The sequence below is a fragment of the Pollutimonas bauzanensis genome (genome assembly GCF_040393045.1).
Taxonomy (GTDB): Bacteria; Pseudomonadota; Gammaproteobacteria; order Burkholderiales; family Burkholderiaceae_B; genus Pollutimonas; species Pollutimonas bauzanensis_A.
Genome location: NZ_JBEBUX010000043.1, coordinates 1 through 21,686, shown reverse-complemented (window position 1 = coordinate 21,686; position 21,686 = coordinate 1). Strand labels below are relative to the sequence as shown.

Sequence of the window (21,686 nt, the reverse complement as noted above, 5' to 3'; positions counted from 1 at the left end):
AATCTACATGTTTGCAAACTGTCAGTTGATGGGGCTGGACCTGGCGTTTCCCGATATTTGCAAGACACCGCCCGCATTGCTGCCCATCCCGTATCCCAATCTGGCGCTGGGTCCCATGGGTATTCCGAACGCCTGGAATATTCTGTTGATGGGGATGCCTGCGCATAATTTGCTGACGACGGTGCCGCTGACCAATGGCGATAATGCCGGGTTGGCCCTGGGGCTGATTTCGCCGTCGGTGATGGGGCCTTCGCGTCATATTACCTGCGTGCCCAATGTGCTGTTCAAATGCATTCCGGCCACTCGTTTGACAAGCCTGGCAGTTCAGAACCGCTGCAATGCCTTGGGTGCGCGTGTCGTCCCTAGCCAGATCAAAGTGGTTTTGCTTGGAGCAGGCAGTGGCAAGGGTGGCGGGGGTGCCGGCAAGGGCGGAGGCGGAGGTGCGGGTCGCGGCGGAGCCGGTAAAGGCGGTAGCGCGGGCAAGGCCGCCAAGGGCGGCAAGCAAGCCAAGACGGCGCCGGCCAACGGTGCCAAGCCGCGCAAGATCAGTCTGCGTGAACGATTCCTGGGCAGGACGCCGGGGAAAAAGTCTGCCACCGGACGAAAAGTACAGGACCGCATGCGCGCGGAAGGCAAGCTGCGCAAAACGCCCAGAGGCGAAACGCAATTCAAGGCGTCCAACGACAAGTGGTATCCGCTAAAAGAAGCCGATATGGCGCACTTTCCAAAAGATGCTGTGTCGTGGTGGAACCAGGTAGGGCGCCGCTTAGGGCCAAAATCGCCTGAAGTCAGGCGCTGGATGCGCGATCCGGACAACTATATACTGGATCACTTTCGCTTGAACCGCTCTGCGGGAGCTAAACTTAAAGAGACCTATTTGCCACCTTTCTAGGTAGGCGGGACACATCACATGGCAGATATTCTACCGTTGCCGCCACAGGCGGAAGAGAAACTCTACGAATACGGCGCGCTTAGCGCCAAGGCTGAACAAGACGGCGATATCGCCGCTGCCGAAAAGTATTTTCTGGCGGCTTGGAACAGTATTCCGGACCCGAAGCTGGCCTATGATCACGCCCAGTCGATGACCGTGGATCTTGCCGTTTTCTATCGCAATATCGGACAAGCACAGAAGGCGAAGGACTGGTTACCCATGGCCCGCGAGGCCTATGGGCCCGAGCCGGATCCCCACGTTGAATTTGTAGCGGCCACCATCCATTACGAAGCGGGCGAGCTGGACGAGGCTTATGCGCTGTTCGAGAGCCTGTTCAAAGAATATAAAAGCCGCCCCTTCCAGGAAGAGAAGCCCGAGTATCTGGCTTTCTATCTGGATAGGGCGAAATCGAAGAAAGGAAAATGATGGAACTCCCTGACGAGCTCTACGAACAAATAGAAAACCTGTCCGAGGCAGGCAATAACTGCAGCGATGAGGGCGATTATTCCGGGGCCATTGAACAATGGCTTCAGGCGCTGGCCCTGATTCCGCATCCTCAACAGGATTGGGAAGCGGCGACGTGGCTACACGCCTCTTTGGGCGAGGCTTATTACCAGTCGGGTGACTATGGCATGGCTAAGGATGCTTTGCTCAATGCACTGAACTGCCCGGATGGGCAGGGCAATGCATTTATTCACTACATGCTGGGCAAGACGCTGGTTCGCCTGAACGACGCGGGCGCCGTCGACGAATTATTGCGTGCTTATATGCTGGATGGCGTCGATATCTTCGACAGCGACGAAGACGAAGGACCCGATAGCCTGCAACTGCTGGAAGACAAAGGCTTGCTGGACGAATCGTAGCGGTGGGTCATCTATGTTTATACGTTGTCCGGATGCTGTTCCGGCTTTGCATCAGATGCTGGGTAGTTAGCCCCGAACACACTGATATAAGCCGGATAAAAACTGCAATACAACACAGCCGCCACCACAATATTCACCGGCGTAAGCAGCATTTGCACCATGCCGGGGGATAGTCCCAGCACGGTCAAAAATGAGCCCACCGTCTGTACCGCAAAGAAAATCGCCGCCCAGCTGACCCCGTAGGCGAGGAAAGGCAGTTTATTTCGCCAGCAGGCCACCATGGAAAAAAACAGTGCCTGAGTTATTTTGATGCGATGCCAGCCTATCAGGGCCGGCGCATGCCAGAACAATGCGGAAATCACCACATATAGCAGCGCGAAAGTAATAAACGGCCCGCGCATTGCCGTAATCAACACGTTTTCGTCGATGTTGCCTTCCGTGTTGATAGCGCTCATCAGGCCATCGATAAATGGCAAGGTGGCCAGGAAGCCGCCGGCCAGGCAACTGGCCAGGTAGGCAAAGCCCAGTCCGAACAGACGCTTGCGCGTAGCGCCATCCCGCAAAGGCTCCAGCCACATCGACAGCAGCATAGGGCGGTCGTTGGCGATATTTCGACAGGCGCACAGCGTAATGAAAGTCAGCAGAGGAGTGCCGGCAATCAGCGCCATTTGCCCCAGCAGCGGAATCAGATAGCTGACAGTAATCAAAAACCCTGTCATCAGACTCCAGAAAAACATCGCCATGGGCTGGCGCTTGAAGAGCTTGAATCCATCTTGTATCCAGATCCAGCCGGATGTAATGGGAAGGATGGCAGCTTGCATAATGGGAGGATCTTCCTGAAGACGCAGTAAGTGTCTATGGTGATTGCTCAAAGGAGCATAGTTCAATAATAACGGTTTGGCTTAAGGAAGCGTCAACGCGGCAGTTAGTCGGCGTTCGTGCAAAATGCGTTCGAAGTGCCGTGGGTCGTGCGGCTTTAGCGTTTGAGCAGGGCGCGGCAGATAAAAATCGTATAGGCGGGACACCCAGAACCGCAAGGCGGCCGCTTGCAGCAAGATAGGCCATGCTGTTCTTTCTTCGGCCGTAAAAGGGCGTACCGCAGCGTAGGCGCTTAACCAGGACTGTAGCTTATCGATTTCAAAGACACCGGTATTGCGTTCGATGCACCAATCGTTCACGCTTACCGCCACATCGAATAGCCAAGTGTCGCATCCGGCAAAATAAAAGTCGATGAAGCCGCCCATGCGGGGCATTTCGAAAGTGCCGTCAAACAGCACGTTATCGCGGAACAGGTCGCAGTGTGCGGGGCCACTAGGCAGGGCTAGATAGTCGGAACTTGCGGCGAATGTGGTTTGTTCGGCTAGCGTTTGCTGGATTAGCGCTGACTGCTCGCTGCTTAAGAACGGCAGGACTTTGGGTATGGTCGCTTGCCACCATGGCAGGCCGCGTAAATTGGGCTGCTTGATACCGAAGTCTTGGGCGGCCAGGTGGGCGCGCGCCAGGGTTTCGCCTGCCAGGGCGCAGTGTGCGGGGCTGGGGGCGGGTTCGTAGCCGCCCGATAGCCGGGTAACAATTGCGCAAGGCTTGCCATGCAGGACAGTCAAGCGAGTGCCGTCACGCAAGGTTTGCGGCTGAGGCACTGGTATTTGCCGTTCGGCCAAGTGGTGCATGAGCTCTATATAGAACGGCAATTGTTCGTAAGTCAGGACTTCGAACAAGGTCAGCACATATTCGCCTTGCGTCGTGGTCAGGAAATAATTGGTGTTTTCGATGCCGGCGGTAATGCCGCGTAGGGAAACCAGCTCGCCCAACGAGTAGCGGCCTAAAAGCTCGCGTACATCACTGTCGCTGACGGGGGTAAAAACGGCCATAGATTACAAACTCTGCTTGGGTAAACCGTGGATAAATAAAAAGCCCGCCAGGTCGGGGGCTCTTGATTTTAGTCGAGGTTGGAAGTTTGTGTGGCGAGGCTTATTTTTTAAGCAAGTTGCAGGTAGAGTCAGCGACGTTGGTAAATGCCTCTTCTCCCGGGATGGTGGCCACTATCTTCATATAGTCCCAGGGCTTGGTGGACTCTTGCGGGGTCTTGACCTGCATCAGATACATATCGTGAATATAGCGGCCATCGGCGCGGATATAGCCCTTCGTATAGACGTCGTCTATCTTCATGCTTTTCAACGCTTTCATGACTGCGTCCGAATCCGTGGTCTTGGCAGCCTCGACGGCTTTCAGATAGCTGCGGGTTGCCGAGTAGGCGGCAACCTGGTGTGTACTGGGCATTTTTTTCATAGTGCTATAGAAGCGCTGTGCAAACTGGCGCGAAGCGTCGTCTTTGTCCCAGTACCAACTGTCGGTCATTAATAGCTTTTGCGCGACAGGCAACCCCAAGCCGTGGATGTCATTAATGGTCATCAACAGGCCGACCAACTTCATATCGTTGGTCAGGCCGAAATCATTAGCGGCTTTGATGGAATTGATCGTGTCGGAACCGGCATTGGCCAAGCCCAGGACCTGGGCTTTAGAGGCTTTGGCCTGGAGAATGTAGGACGACATGTCTGACGAATTGGGCGGATGCCTGACTGAACCCGCCACGGTGCCGCCATTGGCTTTGATGACGGCGCTGGTATCGTTTTCGAGCGAATGGCCGAAAGCGTAATCGGCCACCAGGAAGTACCAGGACTTTCCGCCCTGTTTGATCACCGCCGAACCGGTGCCTTTGGCCAGGGCGACGGTGTCGTATTCATAATGAATGGTGTAGGGTGTGCAGTCTTCGTTGGTCAGGCGCGCGGTTGCAGCGCCGATATTGATATAGGGAATTTTTTTCTCGGCGATGATGGTGTTCATGGCCAAGCCGGCTGCTGAGTTTACGCCGCCGATCAGCAGAGTAAGTCCTTGTTGATCTATCCATTCTCGCGCTCGCGCCGAGGCAATTTCCGGCTTGTTTTGATGGTCGACAGAAAGGATTTCTATTTTCTTGCCTAGCACCTGGCCGCCGGCGTCTTGCACGGCCATCTTGATGGCCTCAAGGCCGCCGGGACCGTCGGTATCGGCGTAAGGACCCGACATGTCGGTAATGAATCCGATGCGCACGACATCTTGCGCGCCTTGCGCATGCGCATAGCCCAAGGTTGTGGCCACAATGAGGGCCATGGTGCTTAAGAGGAACAGTGGTTTTTTCATTTTTTGTCTCCAGGTATTAATTTGATTATTTTTGGCTTACTTTACGACTTGCCGCTGCGGCTCTGCAGCAACTGCATGGCCAGGTCGACGCGCACATCTTTGGCCTTCACCATTTCCTGCACTACCCAGTCCACCTCTGCGCCTTTGGCGCCCGCCGCCATGGCGATATTGCGGGCATGCAGCGCCATATGGCCGCGCTGTATGCCTTCGGTGGACAGCGCACGCAAGGCTGCCATGTTCTGAGCCAGGCCTACCGCGACGGCAATTTCGGCCAGTTCTTGCGCGCTCGAAACGTTCATGATTTTCAACGAAAGCTGAGCCAGCGGATGGGTTTTAGTGGCGCCCCCGACCAGGCCGACCGGCATAGGCATTTCCAGGGTTCCCACCAAATCGCCGTTACGGGCAATTTCCCATGTGCTTAATGATGTGTAGCGGCCCTGACGGCAGGCATAGGCGTGTGCACCCGCTTCTACCGCACGCCAGTCGTTTCCTGTTGCAACAATTACGGGATCGATGCCGTTCATGATGCCTTTGTTATGGGTGGCGGCGCGATAGGGATCAATGGCTGCAAAGGCGTAGGCATCCATGATGCCTTCGATGACGTCTTGTCCGCTGTAGTCCTTGCTGTGCAGAATAGAGGCGGGAAGTTGCACACGGGCGCGCGCCAGGCGCAAATCGGCCAGGTTGGACAATATGCGCAAGCGCACGCGCCCGCCGGTGATTTGTTCTATGTGGCCCGCTACGGCTTCGGCCATGGTGTTGACGGTATTGGCGCCCATGGCGTCGCGCACGTCGACAATAAGATGGGCCACTACCATTGCCCCCCTGGGGGTGTCTGGGAACACATGCACTTCAATATCCTGACAGCCGCCTCCCAGCCCGACCAGGATGCGGTCGCGGCTATTGGCAATTTCGATAATTTCCTGCTTGTGTTGCAAAATCGCGAGCCGCGCTCCATAGGGGTCGGAGATATTCATGACCTGGACTTGGGCCCGCATCAACGGCCCCGTGCTTGAGGTCTGGAATCCGCCGACTTCGCGCACCAGTTTGGCCATATAGCTGGCAGCCGCGACCACAGAGGGCTCCTCGACCACCATGGGCACCAGCCTATCTTTGCCATTAATTTGAAAGTTGCTCGCAATAGCGTAAGGCAGTTCAAAGGTGCCGACGACATTTTCTATCATGCCATTGGCGGTCGATAAGGGCAGAGCGCCAGGCTCGCCCAGGAGCTTGCGCTCCTGGGCTGTTAATTGTGCTGCGCTGGCAATATGCTCAAGGCGTTGCGCTGGTTCAAGCGTACGAAAGTTGGGGATGCGCGAATCAGGAGTCATAGTAGTAAGGGTCCAACCGAAGGGGGATGTGAGAAGGTTGGAATGAGTATAGGTAGCGCATTTCAAAATGCACATGCTATAAGTGAACACATCAGAGACAAAAGTATGTGCACAACATCCATAAGGGCATAGGATGCAAGCTGATCTAGACCCATTTGCAACGGATACCTTGGCTAGGCCCGATGAACTGGAGGCGCGCCTGATACGCCTGCTGTATCACGGCGAAGATAGGCAGATGCTGACGCCCTTGCTGGATGAGGCCCGTTTGCTGCCCGACGGTCCGGAAAAAGATCGCCTTATCCACAGCATGGAAATGGGCATCACGATCCGAGAGCGTTTTGAACTGCATCAATTGCGGGAGCGCGGCCTATTGGCAGTGATTGAAACCGCGCAAGACCTTACGGCCCTGACAGACCTGGATTGTGTTTTGCAGGCTATCGTCCAGAGGGCGCGCAAGCTAGTGGGCTGCGATGTTGGGTATTTGTCCATCTATGACGAGCAGCGAGGCGATTTTTATGTTCGCGCAACGGATGGAGCCTTCTCCGAAAAATTCAAGCAGGTCCGTATCGGGTTGGACGTGGGCGTTTGCGGTTTCGTTGCGCGCAACCGGGCTCCGTACTCGTCGTCCGATTACGGGGCCGATGGCAGGTTTATCCATAACGGCCTGATAGATTCCGCCATGGATGACGAAAATATCAAATCCATTCTAGGTGTTCCGCTCTTGGCAGGTGGAGTGGTCATAGGCGTGCTGTTTGTTGGTGAACGCTATGTTCGTTCTTATCTGACCTGGGAGATGTCGATACTCTCCACGTTGGCTGCCCATGCTTCCGTCGCGATTGGCAACGCCCGGCTGTTCGAGCAGGCGCAACAAGCGCTGCAGCAGGCCAGCGCGACGAATGCCCTGCTAAGCAAGCAAACCGCCGATACGCGCGCTGCGGCCGAAGCCCACGAGCAACTCATCGCGCTTGTGGCGCGTGGCGGGGATCTGCGCGATATCTGCACGATGGTGGCGGGCCGTCTTGATGGCCATGTGAGTGTTTGCGACGGCGGTGAGCATGAAGTTTGCTCGGCAAGCAGTCCGGAATATCAGTTAACGGATGTGCAGGGCGCTGGGCCAATGGATCGCAAATATTGGATTGACGACCGGATACATGCCGCGTTGGCCCAAAGTCGCCGCCTGGGCCGTTCTGTAAACGCGTTTTCCGTGGCGGGCCATGTTTGCCGAGTTTCGGCTGTGACTGGCGGCTCGGGGCTGCTGGGCGGTCTGATTATCCATACTGCCGTCGAACTGAATGAGGTGGCTGTCCGGATTTTCGAGCGTAGCTCTATGGTGACGGGCATCGTATTACTGCTTAAAGAGCGTCGGGAAACGACGGTCCTGACGGATATCCCCGTGGTCCTACGTCGTTTAGTCCTGCACCCGCAAAGCAATCTGGCGCCATTGGCCCAGCAGGCGCTGGCTTATGGGCTGGATTTGTCCAAGCCGATAAATATGGTGCTGATCAGGATGCTGGCGGATGAGACAGCTTACGTGGTTACGCAGTTGCGTCCTGTCTTGCAGGCCTCCGGGGCATTGTTTGATGACGTTAGCGGAGTAGTGACGTTTGTGGTTAACCGGGAGGCTTGCGCCAGCCTGGAGCGGGCGCTTAAGCATTATTTTGGCGAGCGTCGTTTGTCTTTTACTGGCGTGCTGACGCAAGAAGTGGTCGATCCCTCTGCTATTCCTGCGGCCTTTTTATCGGCTAGCCGTTGCCTTGAGTTTCTGAATGCCTTGAATCGCCGCAACGCCATATTCCAGGAACGCGAGTTGATCCTGTATTCGTCTTTGTTTGGGCAGCAAGGCACTGAAGAAATCGAACTCTTTTTGCAATCGGCGCTAGGCCGACTGTATCAGGGGAGCGGGCCACGCCAGGCGGAACTGGCCCGAACCTTACTGATTTATCTGGACCATGGTTATAACGCCAGAAATGCCGCTAAAGCCATGTGCATACATATCAATACCTTGCATCAGCGGCTAGGGGCGCTGGATTCCCTGTTAGGTGCATGGCGCGATTGTGCGCGGGCACTAGAGGTCCACTTAGCCCTGCGACTGTGGCGTTTACGCGATCCGGCAGACTTTCCTGCTGAAATTCCGAAAATGTCCGAAAATACGGCCTGATGCTGATTTCCAGGGCCAAGCCCCCTTATTACTGTGACCACTGAAAAACACGCGATTTTTGCTTTGCCTGCCCATGAACCCGCAGCCGATTGGCGCCTTTGCGTGGCGCCCATGATCGATGTGACGGACCGGCATTGCCGGTACTTTCATCGCCTGTTGGCGCCGCATGCGCGGCTTTATACCGAAATGATCACGACCGGCGCGCTTTTGCATGGAAAAGTGGCGCGCCATCTGGATTTCGATCCGGCTGAAGAACCGGTTGCCTTGCAATTGGGCGGCAGTGAGCCCGAAGCGCTAGCCGAGTCCGCTCGCCTTGGCGAACAATGGGGTTACAACGAAATCAACCTGAACTGCGGGTGCCCGTCGGAACGGGTGCAGCGGGGCGCGTTCGGCGCCTGTCTGATGGCAGAGCCCGGCCTGGTAGCCGATGGGATGAAGGCCATGCAAGACGCCGTATCGATCCCCGTGACGGTTAAGCATCGCCTGGGACTGGATTACAACGATTCGTACGAGTTTGTGCGCGACTTCGTCGGGCAAATCTACGACACAGGTTGCCGGGTGTTCATTGTGCACGCCCGCAATGCCGTACTGAAAGGGCTATCGCCCAAAGACAACCGGGAAAAGCCGCCATTGCGATACGATGCCGCAGCGCGCCTGAAGGCGGATTTTCCAGATTGCACGATTGTGCTTAACGGCGGCATTACTGAAACCAGTCACGCTGTCGCGCTGATGGCCCAGTTCGATGGCGTCATGCTGGGACGAGCAGCCTGGCATAACCCTGGCGTACTGTCGGATATTACGCGCGCATGCTACCCGGCAATGACGCTGCCGGAACCGGCACAAGTCGTGCAGGCGATGGTGCAGTATGCGGGCGGGGAAATAGAAAAAGGGGTGCCTTTGCGGCTTATTGTGCGTTCCATGCTGGGATGGATGAGCGGCCGACAAGGCGCGCGCCTTTGGCGACGCACCTTATCCGACCATTCGCAATTGAATGCCAACGACCCTCGGCTTATCGAGCGGGCCTGGTCCGACCTGGTGTTGCGCACCAGCGAAGCCGGTTACGAACTGGCAGCCTCGGAATCGGACGGCCAATCGCGTATATAGGCTTTGAGCATATTGTTTTCGAAGGCCTGGGCGGCCACGATAGCCTGGGCCATGTCGTAGAAAGAAATCACGCCCATTAGCGTAGGCCCATCCATGACCGGAATATAGCGGGCGTGCTTTTCCAGCATTAAGCGCTGGACTTCGTCTGCGCTGGTATTGGGCGACACGCTGACCGGGGCGTCGTCCATAATGCTGCGAACAGTGTGTGTGCCCGTGTTGCCGTGATTATCGTGCAAATGGCGGATGATTTCCCGAAAGGTGAGCATGCCCGTCAGTTCGCCATGATCCATAATGACAAGTGAGCCGATATCTTGCTCGCTCATGGTTTCGAGTGCTTGCAAGATGGGCATGTCTGGCGTGGCGGTATATAGCGTGTGCCCCTTCACGCGTAGGATTTCACTGACTTTCAACATGTTATTTCTCCTGTGTGTCCCCGTGCGACACAATATGGGTATTTTGCACCATATGCGAGCTTTCGGGTAGTGACGATCGCCCTTCGAACAAGTCTTCCAGCTTGACGGGCGCTTGTGTCAAAGAAATCGAAGTCGCATCAATAAGTAAATTTTCTTCAGTCAGCCCCGGTTGGGTGCGATCGATAAGCAGGGCGTTAAGCAGAGGCGCTATGGTGGCCTGGCGCGCATCGCAGGCCAGTACCCAGCGATCGCTGTCTTTGCTTTCGGTATTGACGATATAGCCCAGGTCCTTTAATGCATCGAGCGCTTTGCACAGTTCGTCCTGATGCAATTCCAGGTGAGCGCAAAGAAACCGCATGCTGCGTCCCGGTGGCTGGGCGCCTTGGGCCTGCCAGAGCATGCGCAATACACGTACTGCGTCGACAAAGAGGGCGCCTTGGTAATGTTGCAGTTCCCATCGTCGTTGCTTCAGGTCCGGCAAGGTTGCCGCCACGGTGGCGCCAAGCAAGATCGCCAGCCACGACATATACATCCACAACAGGAAAATGGGCAGCGTGGCGAAAGCGCCGTAAATAATGGTATACGAGGGAAATTTTGCCAGGTAAAAAGCAAAGCCCACGCGCATGATTTCGAGCACAACGGCCGTTCCCAGGCCTCCGACCAGCGCATCGCGCCACAATACGCGGCGGTTGGGCACCCCTACAAACAGCGCGGTAAAGGCCAACCCGGTAATGATCAATGGGACCAGCGAAAGCGCAACGCTGGCGATGGCGGGAAGTTCGTCTATTTGGCCCAGCGATTCGCGCGCCAAGACCGAGGTCGCCCACAAGCTACCCCCCGCCAGAATAGGTCCCAGCGAAAGAATGGCCCAGTAAACCAGTATGCGCTGACGCAGCGGCCGTTGATGCTCGACCTGCCAAATGTCGTTGAAGGCTTCGTCGATAGTCATCATGAGCATGACAGACGTCACAATCAGGAAAAGGCTGCCTACCGCGGTAAGGCTGGATGCTTTGGCGGCAAACTGATTCAGATAAAGCATGACGTTATCGGAAACAGCAGGCGGCATCAGGCTGGTGGTTAAAAAGCCTTCCAGTGCGACCCGGAAGTCGGCAAACAAGGGGAAAGCCGTAAACAGGGACAGTACGACGGCCAATAGCGGCACAATCGCCAGCACGGTGGTGAATGTAAGGCTGGACGCCACCTGGGTGAGTTTTTTTTCTGCAGCGCGTTTCAATGCAAAGCGGGCGATCTTCGAGGCGTTGCGCAGCCGCAGTCGTGACGCATTTAGTACATCCGTCCGTTTTGCGATGGGAGTGTTGTCGCTTTTATTCATGGCAGCGTTGCTCAAACCGTTACATTCCTGGGCGTTGTGTAGGCCGAGTGAGCCTCTTTCGAGTCATAATACCAGTATGACTACGCAATTAAATCCTGTTCTGCGATATGGCGCCTCGGTGTCCCTGATCGCGCTTATCATTTTGTGCCTGCTGTGGGAACTGAAAATCGCTCCCTTGCGGGAGGGTGGCACACTGTTGGTTTTAAAGGTATTGCCGCTGTTGCTGCCATTGCGTGGCGTGCTTAAAGGTAATCTGTACACCTTGCAGTGGGCAGCCATGCTGATTTTGCTGTACTTCATGGAAGGCGTGGTCAGGGCATGGTCCGACCCGTCGCCGATGTCGGCGTTAATGGCGGGTTTTGAAATTCTTTTCTCGCTGGTGTTTTATTTGTGTGCTGTGCTGTACCTTAGGCCGGCAAAACAGGCCGCCAAGAAAAATGCCGCACGCACTACGTAAGGATTTTGTATGCTAGCGTCAGTCAAGCAATTGCAAGTGGTCAATTCATTTGCGCAATTGCCGCCGGTGTTCTACACCCCGTTGCAGCCCCAGGTGTTGTCCAATCCCAGGCTGCTGCACGCCAATGTCGAGGTTGCGCGTCTATTGGGCTTGTCCGAAACCGCGCTATCCAGTCAGGATTTTCTTGACGTCGTGTCCGGCGTCAAACCTTTGCCTGACGGCAAAACGCTGGCGGCGGTGTATAGCGGCCATCAGTTTGGCGTATGGGCGGGACAGTTGGGCGATGGACGTGCGCATTTGCTGGGCGAAGTCGTTGGCCCTGGCGGGAACTGGGAGTTGCAGTTGAAAGGTTCTGGCCGTACGCCTTACTCGCGGATGGGGGATGGCCGTGCGGTACTACGATCTTCGGTGCGAGAATACCTGGCCAGCGAAGCCATGGCTGGGCTCGGCATACCGACATCCCGAGCTTTGGCGCTGGTGGTTTCGGACGATCCCGTTTATCGCGAAACCGTGGAAACAGCGGCCATCGTCACGCGGGTATCGCCAAGCTTTGTACGTTTCGGCTCGTTTGAACATTGGTCTTCGTCACCCGATAACCTGCGTCTCCTGGTCGACTATGTCATTGATCATTTTTTTCCTGAATGCCGTATTGAAGGCGGCAATCCCGACGATGACATATTGCGCTTTTTGCGCTCGGTTGTAAGAAAAACAGCACAGCTTGTTGCGCATTGGCAAACCGTGGGTTTTTGCCATGGCGTCATGAATACCGACAACATGTCCATCCTGGGATTGACGATTGACTACGGTCCTTATGGTTTTATGGATGCTTTCCAGGTCAACCATATTTGCAACCACAGCGATACTCAGGGTCGTTATGCCTGGAATGCGCAGCCATCGGTAGCTAACTGGAATCTTTATCGCCTGGCCAGCAGTCTATTGGGTCTGGGGCTTGATGCCGAAGCCCTCAAGGGCGAACTTGCGCATTTCGAGGCCGACTTTTTGCAGACCTATCAAAGCAATCTATGCAACAAGCTGGGGCTGCGGCAATGGCAGCCGGGTGACGAATCGCTTGTCGATGATTGGTGGGGGCTGCTGCATGGCCAGCGCGCCGATTTCACGTTAAGTTTTCGCGAATTGGCCGTAGCGCCGCAGCAGCCTGCAGCTTTTGTAGCTGGCTTTGACGACAAGTCGGCAGCGCAGGCCTGGCTGGATCGCTATACGCAACGCCTGGATCAAGAGGCGCGCCCAGTATCGGAACGCATTGATCAGATGAACAGCGTGAATCCAGTCTATGTCTTACGCAATCATCTGGCGCAGGGGGCCATAGAAGCGGCAGAGAAAGGCGACGCCAGTGAAATCGATACCTTGTTGAAGTTGCTGCGCGATCCTTATGTCGAGCAGGCAGGCTACGAGGCCTATGCGGCAAAGCCGCCTGAACATGCTTGTCAACTGGAAGTGAGCTGTTCGTCATGACGCCAGCCCTTGACCTCCGATCTTTATTAGAATCATGGCTACAGACAGCGTATTTGGGGCGATCTCAGCCTCTGGTATTGCAAGCCCTTACGTTTGAATCAAAAGAATAGACTATGTCCGGTAATACTCTAGGTAAACTTTTTTGCGTCACTAATTTTGGCGAATCGCACGGCCCGGCAATCGGCGCGGTAGTAGACGGTTGTCCGCCGGGACTGCCCCTGACCGCTGACGACATTCAGTTGGAGCTTGATCGACGCCGTCCCGGTACGTCGCGCCATGTTACGCAGCGTCAGGAAGCCGACCAGGTAGAAATCCTGTCGGGTGTTTATCAAGGCTTGACCACCGGCACGCCCATTGGCCTGCTGATCCGCAACACCGACGCGCGAAGCAAAGACTACAGTAACATTGTAGATACGTTCCGCCCCGGTCACGCCGACTATACCTATACCCGTAAGTTCGGCGATCGGGATCCACGCGGCGGCGGTCGTTCGTCTGCGCGCCTGACTGCGCCTACCGTGGCGGCTGGCGCGATTGCCAAGAAATGGCTGGAAGAGAACCATGGCATCAAGATCCGCGGTTACATGAGCCAACTCGGCCCTATAGATATTCCATTTGAATCCTGGGACGAGGTCTCGAACAACCCGTTCTATGCCCCCAATGCACAGGTCGTGCCAGAGCTTGAAGCCTATATGGACCAGTTGCGCCGCGATGGTGATTCAATTGGTGCTCGTATCGAGGTCGTCGCCGAAAACCCGCCGGCAGGGTGGGGCGAGCCGCTATACGACCGCCTGGATGCCGACATTGCGCATGCAATGATGGGGCTGAATGCGGTTAAAGGTGTGTCTATCGGCGCCGGCTTTAACTGCGTAGCCCAGAGGGGCTCGGAACATGGCGATGAAATTACGCCTGCCGGGTTCCTGACGAATCATGCCGGCGGAGTGTTGGGCGGCATTTCATCGGGGCAGGCCATTACGGTTTCCGTTGCGATCAAGCCTACATCCAGCATCCGGATTGAACGCAACTCCATCAACAAAGCCGGCGAGCCCATCCAGGTTCAAACCCTGGGGCGGCACGATCCCTGCGTAGGCATACGTGCCACGCCTATCGTTGAAGCTTTACTGGCCATTGTCCTGATGGATCATGCATTGCGTCATCGTGCGCAATGTGGATAAGAATTCTGCCTGTCCTATAAGGAACATCAATGCATAAGCAAGCTACCATTTCCCGTTTCATTACCGCCTTGGGCCTGGCCGGCACTATTGCCGTCGTGGCAGGTTGCGCCGCCGTTCAGACGACCGGTTCAGGTTCAGTCGGTGTGGAACGCAAGCAATATATGTCTGGCATGGTGCCGGCGGCGGCCCTCGAGCAAGAAGCGGCTCAGCAATATACCGCCCTGATAGGGCAAGCCAAGGCGCAAGGTGCGCTGGATGTCAATGCCGCCCAAACGCAGCGTGTGAAGGCGATTACCCAGAAACTCATCAAGCATGTCGGCGTTTTTCGTCCGGACGCAACCAGCTGGAAGTGGGAAACGCATGTGCTCAATTCCGATGACGTCAACGCCTGGTGCATGCCTGGTGGAAAAATTGCGGTTTATACAGGCCTGATCAATCAGATCAAACCTACCGATGCCGAGCTTGCTGCCGTTATTGGTCACGAAATGGCGCATGCCTTGCGGGAGCATTCGCGTGAACAAGTATCGCAACAGATGGCGACTAACATTGGTTTGTCGGTGTTGTCGGCAGTGACCGGAGTAGGTGCTACTGCGGACTTGGGTAGTGCGTTAAGTGAAGTGATGTTCACGCTTCCCAACAGCCGCACGCACGAAGCCGAGGCCGATCGTATTGGTGTCGAGCTGGCTGCGCGGGCGGGCTACGATCCGCGAGCGGCTGTAACGTTATGGCAGAAAATGGGTGCGTTGAGTTCGGGCAGTGCGCAACCGGAGTTTCTTTCAACCCACCCCTCGGCGGCCAGCCGTTCTGCTGATTTAACGGCTGCTGCAGAGAAAGTGATGCCTTTGTATCAGCAGGCGTCCGGGAAGTAAGCAGCGGAGAGGGTTGCGGTGCTTGTGAAAGCCGTATCTGACTTAGGTCGATACGGTTTTTCTTTTTTGGCTTGTTGTGTGCGGGCGTCAGTGTTTGTTCTTAAGCTGCGTGCTGGCCGGCCTTAGCGTTTGTATTCTTTCTTGATACGCGTGCCAGATTCTGGGAGCGCATATCCCCATCACCGCAGCAACGGCGTGTTAAGAAGATGATAAGGACGAAGCAACGACGTATTAAGAGCAAGCAACCAAGACCCGAAGCAACGGTGTGCTAAGAATATGACAAGCACGCCCCAACGACGTATAAAGAAGTAAACAAGCTCGCTCAAGACAGATCATTGAAGCTGGCCCTTATCATGGCACTTCCTATACCAGGATATGCAATAGTCTTGTACCAGGTTTACAGAGTGGCATAATAAACCCAAGCTTCATTTTTCCCCTATTTCAAAGAGCAATGTCATGGCACAAACCTTGTACGACAAACTCTGGAATGCGCATATCGTGCACCAAGAGTCCGACGGCACCTGTTTGCTGTATATCGATCGCCATCTGGTACACGAAGTCACCAGCCCGCAAGCTTTTGAAGGCTTGTCGCTGGCAGGGCGCAAGCCTTGGCGCATTAGCGCCAACCTGGCTGTTGCCGACCACAACGTGCCGACCACGGGGCGCGCGGAAGGCATAACAGACCCTATTTCGCGCTTGCAGGTCGATACGCTGGACGACAACTGCGAAAAGTACGGTATTACCGAATTCCGCATGAACGACGTGCGCCAGGGTATCGTCCACATCATCGGGCCAGAGCAAGGTGCTACCTTGCCCGGCATGACGGTGGTTTGCGGCGATTCGCATACCAGCACTCATGGGGCGCTGGGTACATTGGCATTCGGTATCGGCACATCGGAAGTCGAGCATGTCCTGGCGACGCAGACACTGCTCATGAAAAAGAACAAGAGCATGCTGATCAAGGTCGAAGGCGACTTGCCATTTGGCTGTACCGCCAAGGATCTGGTTTTGTTCATCATAGGCAAGATCGGTACGGCGGGCGGTACAGGCTATGCGATTGAATTCGGTGGCAGCACAGTACGCGCATTGTCGGTCGAAGGGCGCATGACGGTATGTAATATGGCAATTGAAGCCGGCGCCCGTTCAGGCATGGTGGCGGTTGACCAGAAAACCATTGACTATTTCCGCGGGCGTCCTTATGCACCGACTGGCGTGTTGTGGGATCAGGCTGTTCAATATTGGCGCACCCTGCATACTGACGAGGGTGCCAAGTTTGATCTCGTGGTCAATATCGATGCGCGTGAAGTCATGCCGCAGGTCACCTGGGGCACATCGCCCGAAATGGTGCTGTCGGTGGACGCTCGCGTACCCGATCCGGATAAAGAAAAAGACGATGTGCGCCGCAGCGGCATGGAGCGGGCATTGCAGTACATGGGCCTGAAACCGAATACGCCGTTGGTGGATATTCATGTAGACCGTATCTTTATTGGTTCCTGTACCAATGCGCGTATTGAAGACTTGCGCGCTGCGGCCAGCGTGGCGCGTGGCAAGCGGGTTGCTGCATCGGTTAAACAAGCCATGGTTGTGCCGGGATCGGGTTTGGTCAAACTACAGGCCGAGAAAGAAGGGCTGGACAAGATCTTTCTGGATGCCGGTTTCGAATGGCGCGAACCCGGTTGCTCGATGTGCCTGGCCATGAACGCCGATCGCCTCGAGCCCGGTGAACGTTGCGCTTCTACATCCAACCGCAACTTCGAGGGCCGGCAGGGGCAGGGTGGGCGTACCCACCTGGTCAGCCCGGCCATGGCAGCGGCCGCGGCCATTGCCGGTCATTTTGTCGACGTCCGAAATTTTCGATAGGAAGCCATCATGCAAGCATTTACGACCCATCATGGCCTGGTAGCGCCGCTCGATCGCGAAAACGTCGATACCGACCTGATTATCCCTAAGCAGTTTCTCAAGTCCATCAAGCGCACCGGTTTTGGCGATAATTTGTTCGACGAATTGCGTTATCTGGATCACGGCGAGCCTGGCATGGATAACAGCAAACGTCCGCTTAATCCGGACTTTATCCTGAATCAGCCGCGTTATCAGGGTGCTTCAGTGTTGCTGGCGCGCAAAAATTTCGGTTGCGGTTCAAGCCGCGAACATGCTCCTTGGGCGTTGTCTCAGTATGGCTTCAGGGCCATCATTGCGCCGTCGTACGCCGACATTTTCTTCAACAATAGCTTCAAGAATGGCCTTTTGCCCATCATTTTGCCGGAACTGCAAGTGGCCAGGCTGTTTGACGAGGTCAAGGCGTTCGCGGGCTACAAGTTGCGTATCGATCTTGAGCGTCAAGTCGTTATTACTCAAGACGATCGCGAGCTCGGTTTTGATATCGAGCCATTTCGCAAGCATTGCTTGCTGAACGGCCTTGATGAAATTGCGCTGACGCTGCAAAAATCAGATCAGATCCGTGCCTTTGAAGCCGAGCGGCTGGCGCGCCATCCATGGCTTGAGGCTCATCCTATTGGCTAGCTCTTCAAGCGGCAGGATGTAGACCGAAGCTTCATAAGCCAAGGGCCGCGGCGACGCAGCCCTTTTCTGTTGTATATAGATAACGTGTTTAGGAAAAATATGACTCACAAGATTGCAGTGTTGCCGGGTGACGGAATCGGTACGGAAATTACTGAACAGGCGGTACGGGTGTTGACGGCGCTGGGCCTGGACCTGGAATTGAATACCGCTCCGGTGGGCGGCGCCGCTTTCGACGCGCATGAGCATCCTTTACCCCCTGCAACGCTGGAATTGGCCAAGAATTCAGCAGCCATTCTGTTCGGCGCCGTGGGCGACTGGAAATATGACTCCTTGCCACGCGAGTTCAGGCCCGAGCAGGCCATTCTAGGCCTGCGCAAGGCGCTGGGGTTGTTTGCCAACCTGCGTCCGGCTATCTTGTATCCCCAGCTTGCCAATGCGTCGTCGCTCAAGCCTGAAGTGGTGTCAGGCCTGGATATCCTTATTGTGCGCGAGCTTACGGGCGATATCTACTTCGGTCAGCCACGCGGCGTGCGCGATATCGAAGAAGGCCCGTTCAAGGGTGAGCGCCAGGGTTTCGACACGATGCATTATGCCGAGACAGAAGTGCGGCGTATCGCTCATGTGGCGTTTCAGGCGGCGCAAAAGCGCGGTAAGAAACTGTGCAGCGTAGACAAGGCCAATGTGCTGGAAACTTCCCAGTTCTGGCGCGATATCATGATTACGGTCGCTCGCGAGTACCCCGATGTAGCGCTTTCACACATGTACGTTGATAACGCAGCCATGCAATTGGTTCGCGCACCCAAGGAATTCGACGTTATCGTGACGGGTAATTTGTTTGGCGACATCTTGTCCGACGAAGCGGCCATGTTGACCGGTTCCATTGGCATGCTGCCATCCGCGTCGTTGAATGCATCGAATCAGGGTCTATACGAGCCCAGCCATGGTTCAGCGCCCGATATCGCTGGCAAGAATATTGCCAATCCGCTGGCGACCATGCTGTCGGCCGCCATGATGCTGCGCTATTCGCTGAACGAAGCGGCGCACGCTGATCGCATTGAAGCCGCGGTGCAGACCGTGCTGGAGCAAGGGCTGCGCACCGCCGATATCTATGAAAATGGCACAACCAAGGTTTCTACCAGCGAAATGGGTGACGCTGTTCTGAAAGCACTAATATAATCATTGTTTCAGATTTAATTTTTACTTTTTTTTAAGCGACAGCAAAATGAGCCAAGCAGTAGGGTTGGTCGGGTGGCGCGGCATGGTGGGTTCCGTCCTCATGCAGCGCATGCGCGACGAGAATGATTTTTCACTGTTTCAGCCAGTGTTCTTTTCCACCAGCAATGCGGGCGGCAAAGCGCCAGCCTGGGCTGATGGCGCGGGCCCCTTGCAAGATGCCTACGACATCGATGCTTTGCAGAAGCTGCCTATTATTCTAACCGCCCAGGGTGGCGACTACACCTCGGCCGTTTATCCCAAGTTGCGCGCGGCTGGCTGGAACGGCGTCTGGATCGACGCTGCGAGCACGCTGCGTATGGCCGATGACGCCATTATCGTGCTTGATCCCGTCAACCGGCCGGTTATCGATGCGGCCCTGCAACGTGGCGTTAAAAATTTCATCGGCGGCAATTGCACTGTCAGCTGCATGCTGATGGGTTTGTCGGGCTTGTTCAACAACGATCTGATCGATTGGATGAGCAGCATGACTTATCAGGCTGCTTCGGGTGGCGGCGCTCAGCACATGCGCGAACTGCTGACTCAGTTCGGCATACTGAATGCCGCCGTCAAGCTCAAGCTGGACGACCCGGCATCGGCCATTCTGGATATCGATCGGGGTGTACTGCAGGCTCAGCAAGACGCCGACCTTCCCCGTGATCATTTCGGCGTTCCCTTGGGCGGCAGCCTTATTCCCTGGATCGACAAAGACCTGGGTAATGGCATGACGCGCGAAGAGTGGAAAGCCGAGGCCGAAACCAACAAGATACTGGGCCGGGGGGAAGCATTCGGTACTAAGCCTACACCCATAGACGGCTTGTGCGTTCGTATCGGCGCCATGCGCTGCCATAGCCAGGCACTGACCATCAAGCTCAAGCGCGACGTCCCGCTGGATGAAATTACCGATATTTTGCGTGAAGGCTCCAAATGGGCCAAGGTCGTTCCCAACGAACGCGACATTACCATGCAGCAGTTGACACCTGTTGCTGTAACTGGCACGCTGGATATTCCTGTCGGCCGGCTCCGTAAAATGTCAATGGGGCCAGAGTATTTAAGCGCTTTTACCGTAGGCGATCAGCTATTATGGGGGGCTGCTGAACCGCTGCGCCGCATGTTGCGAATTACGTTGGGTGAACTCTAGGAATGCATATGTCCCGCTTGGTGTCTCCGTCTGTTGCGTTAGTCTTTAATACTAAACCTTGGGTCGGAGCACTGGCGGCAGCCATGCTGATAGGTTCTTCGGCGCATGCAGCCAGCTTTGGGCACTCGCGCATCGTTTCAGCGCTGGGGCAGCCTTTGCGCATCGATGTGCCCGTCACCCAGCTAAGCGCCGCCGACTTACGTTCGATTTCTGTTGCGCCGGCGCCGGCTGCGGCATGGACCCAGGCCGGCCTGACTCCGCCGGTCGATCTGGGTAGCTTGCAAGCGAGCGTTGCCGATGGCTTCAGCGCTGGCAGCAAAGTCATACAGGTTCGTTCCAGCCAGGCTTTCGACAAGCCCGTTGCCGACTTGCTGCTCGATGTGCGTACTGCGTCGGGGCAACAGCGCTTTCAGGTAAGTCTTTTGACCCACGCGGCTCAGGGTTCACAGCCCGCCCGGGTGCAAGCGCAGGGGGCGGCCAAGGCTGGCGCCTCGGCATCGGGAAGTATTGCAATAGCAAATACTCGCGCATCGCAAGGGACCATCGCCGTCAGGCGCGGCGACACCATGTTTGCCATTGCAAGGCGCCATGCCGTTCCGGGCGTGACGGTTTATCAGATGATGATTGCGCTTCAACGGGCGAATCCGCAGGCTTTTATCGAAGATAACGTAAATCTCGTGAAGGCGGGTTCAACGTTGTCCATGCCTGATATGGCAGCGCTCACAGCGATTTCCGATCGCGAGGCCAGGCGAATCTTCCAACAGCAATCGCAGGCTTTCGCCCTGTACCGACAACGCGCGGCAGGCCAGGCTTCCGTCGTCGGACAAGAAGGGGCTGCCGCCAAGGGTGTCGTTTCCTCTGATAGCGGGTCGGTCGCACAACCGCCAGCAACCGGTCCTCGCGACCAGTTGCGCTTGTCTGGCAGCGCGCCGGAAAATGGCAGTTCTGCGGGTAGCACGCAAGGTTCGACAACAGGCGGCGCAGGTTCCCCCGGGGGTTCTTCCTCCGCCGATGTCCAGGCAGATGACCGAGCTGCCACAAGCAAAGGCATCAAGGATTCCGAAGCACGAGTTTCTCAGCTGGAAGAAAACGTCAAGCACCTGAATCAGGCATTGCAAGCCCAAGGTGCAGCGGCCAGCGATTTGCTGGTTGATGGCGCAAAAGGATTGGGCTTGTCCCTGCCTGGCGCTATCAGCGGTGCAAACGAGGCAAGTCGCTCGAATAATGAAAACCCGGCAAGCGTCGCAAATAGCGCCAATTCCGGAAATGGTGTTAACGCTGGAAGTAACGCCAACAACAGCACTGGCGCTAATGCTGGAACTGGCCCTAATGCTGGAGCTGGCGGTAATGCGGGAAGTAGCGGTAATGCGGGAAGTAGCGGTAATGCGGGAAGTAGCGCTAATTCGGGAAGTAGCGCTAATGCTGGAAGTAACGCTAATGCTGGAAGTAACGCGAACACCGCTCCCTCATCAGGGGAAAGCACCGCCGGGTCGTCCTCCGGTGCTGCCGCCGGCAATGGGAATGCAGCA

Annotated in this window: 20 protein-coding genes; 14 read left to right on the top strand and 6 right to left on the bottom strand. The window is 55.9% G+C overall.

Features of this window, described 5'->3' with window-relative positions:
* Positions 1-7 precede the first annotated feature (7 nt).
* The 3 genes from ABWO67_RS08850 to ABWO67_RS08840 are packed head-to-tail and all read left to right on the top strand — an operon-like array spanning position 8 to position 1,794.
* Positions 8-892 (top strand): PAAR-like domain-containing protein, encoded by an 885-nt coding sequence (locus tag ABWO67_RS08850; RefSeq protein WP_353150509.1) that lies wholly within the window; start codon positions 8-10, stop codon positions 890-892.
* Between the two features lie 18 nt (positions 893-910).
* Complete coding sequence (locus ABWO67_RS08845) at positions 911-1,357, top strand: hypothetical protein (RefSeq protein WP_353150507.1); 447 nt, start codon at positions 911-913, stop codon at positions 1,355-1,357.
* Positions 1,354-1,794, top strand: a complete 441-nt coding sequence (locus tag ABWO67_RS08840) for a tetratricopeptide repeat protein (RefSeq protein WP_353150505.1) — start codon at positions 1,354-1,356, stop codon at positions 1,792-1,794. The genes ABWO67_RS08845 and ABWO67_RS08840 overlap by 4 nt, the downstream gene beginning before the upstream one ends.
* 17 nt (positions 1,795-1,811) lie before the next feature.
* Here the strand turns inward: ABWO67_RS08840 and ABWO67_RS08835 are convergent, their stop codons facing one another.
* From ABWO67_RS08835 to ABWO67_RS08820, 4 genes are all read right to left on the bottom strand, one after another.
* Positions 1,812-2,615: a BPSS1780 family membrane protein gene (locus ABWO67_RS08835; RefSeq protein WP_353150502.1), complete on the bottom strand. Its 804-nt coding sequence runs from the start codon at positions 2,613-2,615 to the stop codon at positions 1,812-1,814.
* Positions 2,616-2,696: 81 nt separating this feature from the next.
* Positions 2,697-3,665 (bottom strand): homoserine kinase, encoded by a 969-nt coding sequence (locus ABWO67_RS08830; RefSeq protein ID WP_353150499.1) that lies wholly within the window; start codon positions 3,663-3,665, stop codon positions 2,697-2,699.
* Between the two features lie 100 nt (positions 3,666-3,765).
* On the bottom strand, positions 3,766-4,974 hold the full coding sequence (locus ABWO67_RS08825) for an ABC transporter substrate-binding protein (RefSeq protein ID WP_353150496.1): 1,209 nt from the start codon (positions 4,972-4,974) through the stop codon (positions 3,766-3,768).
* A 41-nt stretch (positions 4,975-5,015) separates the two neighbouring features.
* Positions 5,016-6,305, bottom strand: a complete 1,290-nt coding sequence (locus ABWO67_RS08820; protein ID WP_353150494.1) for a hydroxymethylglutaryl-CoA reductase, degradative — start codon at positions 6,303-6,305, stop codon at positions 5,016-5,018.
* 133 nt (positions 6,306-6,438) lie between these two features.
* Here ABWO67_RS08820 and ABWO67_RS08815 point away from each other — a divergent pair, with 133 nt between their 5' ends.
* Both ABWO67_RS08815 and dusA read left to right on the top strand, forming a co-directional pair.
* Entirely contained in the window at positions 6,439-8,463 is a 2,025-nt protein-coding gene (locus tag ABWO67_RS08815; RefSeq protein ID WP_353150492.1) for a helix-turn-helix domain-containing protein, read from the top strand.
* 63 nt (positions 8,464-8,526) lie between these two features.
* Entirely contained in the window at positions 8,527-9,567 is a 1,041-nt protein-coding gene (gene dusA, locus ABWO67_RS08810) for a tRNA dihydrouridine(20/20a) synthase DusA (RefSeq protein WP_353150528.1), read from the top strand.
* Here the strand turns inward: dusA and ABWO67_RS08805 are convergent.
* Together ABWO67_RS08805 and ABWO67_RS08800 are read right to left on the bottom strand one after the other, a co-directional pair.
* On the bottom strand, positions 9,522-9,980 hold the full coding sequence (locus ABWO67_RS08805) for a CBS domain-containing protein (protein ID WP_353150489.1): 459 nt from the start codon (positions 9,978-9,980) through the stop codon (positions 9,522-9,524). The two genes, dusA and ABWO67_RS08805, sit on opposite strands and share 46 nt — an antisense overlap.
* 1 nt (position 9,981) lies before the next feature.
* On the bottom strand, positions 9,982-11,313 hold the full coding sequence (locus tag ABWO67_RS08800) for a YihY family inner membrane protein (protein WP_353150487.1): 1,332 nt from the start codon (positions 11,311-11,313) through the stop codon (positions 9,982-9,984).
* 76 nt (positions 11,314-11,389) lie between these two features.
* Between ABWO67_RS08800 and ABWO67_RS08795 the strand changes: the two genes are divergently transcribed.
* From ABWO67_RS08795 to ABWO67_RS08755, 9 genes are all read left to right on the top strand, one after another.
* Positions 11,390-11,770, top strand: coding sequence for a DUF2069 domain-containing protein (locus ABWO67_RS08795; RefSeq protein ID WP_353150485.1), 381 nt, complete (start codon positions 11,390-11,392; stop codon positions 11,768-11,770).
* A gap of 9 nt (positions 11,771-11,779) precedes the next feature.
* Positions 11,780-13,243 (top strand): protein adenylyltransferase SelO, encoded by a 1,464-nt coding sequence (locus tag ABWO67_RS08790; RefSeq protein ID WP_353150482.1) that lies wholly within the window; start codon positions 11,780-11,782, stop codon positions 13,241-13,243.
* Between the two features lie 113 nt (positions 13,244-13,356).
* Positions 13,357-14,415, top strand: a complete 1,059-nt coding sequence (gene aroC / locus ABWO67_RS08785) for a chorismate synthase (protein ID WP_353150479.1) — start codon at positions 13,357-13,359, stop codon at positions 14,413-14,415.
* A 29-nt stretch (positions 14,416-14,444) separates the two neighbouring features.
* Complete coding sequence (locus ABWO67_RS08780) at positions 14,445-15,284, top strand: M48 family metallopeptidase (protein ID WP_353150476.1); 840 nt, start codon at positions 14,445-14,447, stop codon at positions 15,282-15,284.
* A 456-nt stretch (positions 15,285-15,740) separates the two neighbouring features.
* The gene (gene leuC / locus ABWO67_RS08775) at positions 15,741-17,144 is read left to right on the top strand and encodes a 3-isopropylmalate dehydratase large subunit (RefSeq protein WP_353150473.1); all 1,404 of its coding nucleotides are present in this window, start codon (positions 15,741-15,743) and stop codon (positions 17,142-17,144) included.
* 9 nt (positions 17,145-17,153) lie between these two features.
* Positions 17,154-17,804, top strand: coding sequence for a 3-isopropylmalate dehydratase small subunit (leuD, locus tag ABWO67_RS08770; RefSeq protein WP_353150470.1), 651 nt, complete (start codon positions 17,154-17,156; stop codon positions 17,802-17,804).
* Between the two features lie 99 nt (positions 17,805-17,903).
* Positions 17,904-18,980, top strand: coding sequence for a 3-isopropylmalate dehydrogenase (gene leuB, locus ABWO67_RS08765; RefSeq protein ID WP_353150467.1), 1,077 nt, complete (start codon positions 17,904-17,906; stop codon positions 18,978-18,980).
* Positions 18,981-19,026: 46 nt separating this feature from the next.
* Positions 19,027-20,157, top strand: a complete 1,131-nt coding sequence (gene asd, locus ABWO67_RS08760) for an aspartate-semialdehyde dehydrogenase (RefSeq protein ID WP_353150464.1) — start codon at positions 19,027-19,029, stop codon at positions 20,155-20,157.
* An 8-nt stretch (positions 20,158-20,165) separates the two neighbouring features.
* On the top strand, positions 20,166-21,686 hold a 1,521-nt coding region (locus ABWO67_RS08755; protein ID WP_353150461.1), incomplete at its 3' end, for a type IV pilus assembly protein FimV.

Excerpts from the sequence above, each read along its gene's own strand:
- ABWO67_RS08850 (WP_353150509.1), top strand. The coding sequence starts at position 8 with ATGTTTGCAAACTGTCAGTTGATGGGGCTGGACCTGGCGTTTCCCGAT.
- ABWO67_RS08845 (WP_353150507.1), top strand. The coding sequence starts at position 911 with ATGGCAGATATTCTACCGTTGCCGCCACAGGCGGAAGAGAAACTCTAC.
- ABWO67_RS08840 (WP_353150505.1), top strand. The coding sequence starts at position 1,354 with ATGATGGAACTCCCTGACGAGCTCTACGAACAAATAGAAAACCTGTCC.
- ABWO67_RS08835 (WP_353150502.1), bottom strand. The coding sequence starts at position 2,615 with ATGCAAGCTGCCATCCTTCCCATTACATCCGGCTGGATCTGGATACAA.
- ABWO67_RS08830 (WP_353150499.1), bottom strand. The coding sequence starts at position 3,665 with ATGGCCGTTTTTACCCCCGTCAGCGACAGTGATGTACGCGAGCTTTTA.
- ABWO67_RS08825 (WP_353150496.1), bottom strand. The coding sequence starts at position 4,974 with ATGAAAAAACCACTGTTCCTCTTAAGCACCATGGCCCTCATTGTGGCC.
- ABWO67_RS08820 (WP_353150494.1), bottom strand. The coding sequence starts at position 6,305 with ATGACTCCTGATTCGCGCATCCCCAACTTTCGTACGCTTGAACCAGCG.
- ABWO67_RS08815 (WP_353150492.1), top strand. The coding sequence starts at position 6,439 with ATGCAAGCTGATCTAGACCCATTTGCAACGGATACCTTGGCTAGGCCC.
- ABWO67_RS08805 (WP_353150489.1), bottom strand. The coding sequence starts at position 9,980 with ATGTTGAAAGTCAGTGAAATCCTACGCGTGAAGGGGCACACGCTATAT.
- ABWO67_RS08800 (WP_353150487.1), bottom strand. The coding sequence starts at position 11,313 with ATGAATAAAAGCGACAACACTCCCATCGCAAAACGGACGGATGTACTA.
- ABWO67_RS08795 (WP_353150485.1), top strand. The coding sequence starts at position 11,390 with ATGACTACGCAATTAAATCCTGTTCTGCGATATGGCGCCTCGGTGTCC.
- ABWO67_RS08790 (WP_353150482.1), top strand. The coding sequence starts at position 11,780 with ATGCTAGCGTCAGTCAAGCAATTGCAAGTGGTCAATTCATTTGCGCAA.
- aroC (WP_353150479.1), top strand. The coding sequence starts at position 13,357 with ATGTCCGGTAATACTCTAGGTAAACTTTTTTGCGTCACTAATTTTGGC.
- ABWO67_RS08780 (WP_353150476.1), top strand. The coding sequence starts at position 14,445 with ATGCATAAGCAAGCTACCATTTCCCGTTTCATTACCGCCTTGGGCCTG.
- leuC (WP_353150473.1), top strand. The coding sequence starts at position 15,741 with ATGGCACAAACCTTGTACGACAAACTCTGGAATGCGCATATCGTGCAC.
- leuD (WP_353150470.1), top strand. The coding sequence starts at position 17,154 with ATGCAAGCATTTACGACCCATCATGGCCTGGTAGCGCCGCTCGATCGC.
- leuB (WP_353150467.1), top strand. The coding sequence starts at position 17,904 with ATGACTCACAAGATTGCAGTGTTGCCGGGTGACGGAATCGGTACGGAA.
- asd (WP_353150464.1), top strand. The coding sequence starts at position 19,027 with ATGAGCCAAGCAGTAGGGTTGGTCGGGTGGCGCGGCATGGTGGGTTCC.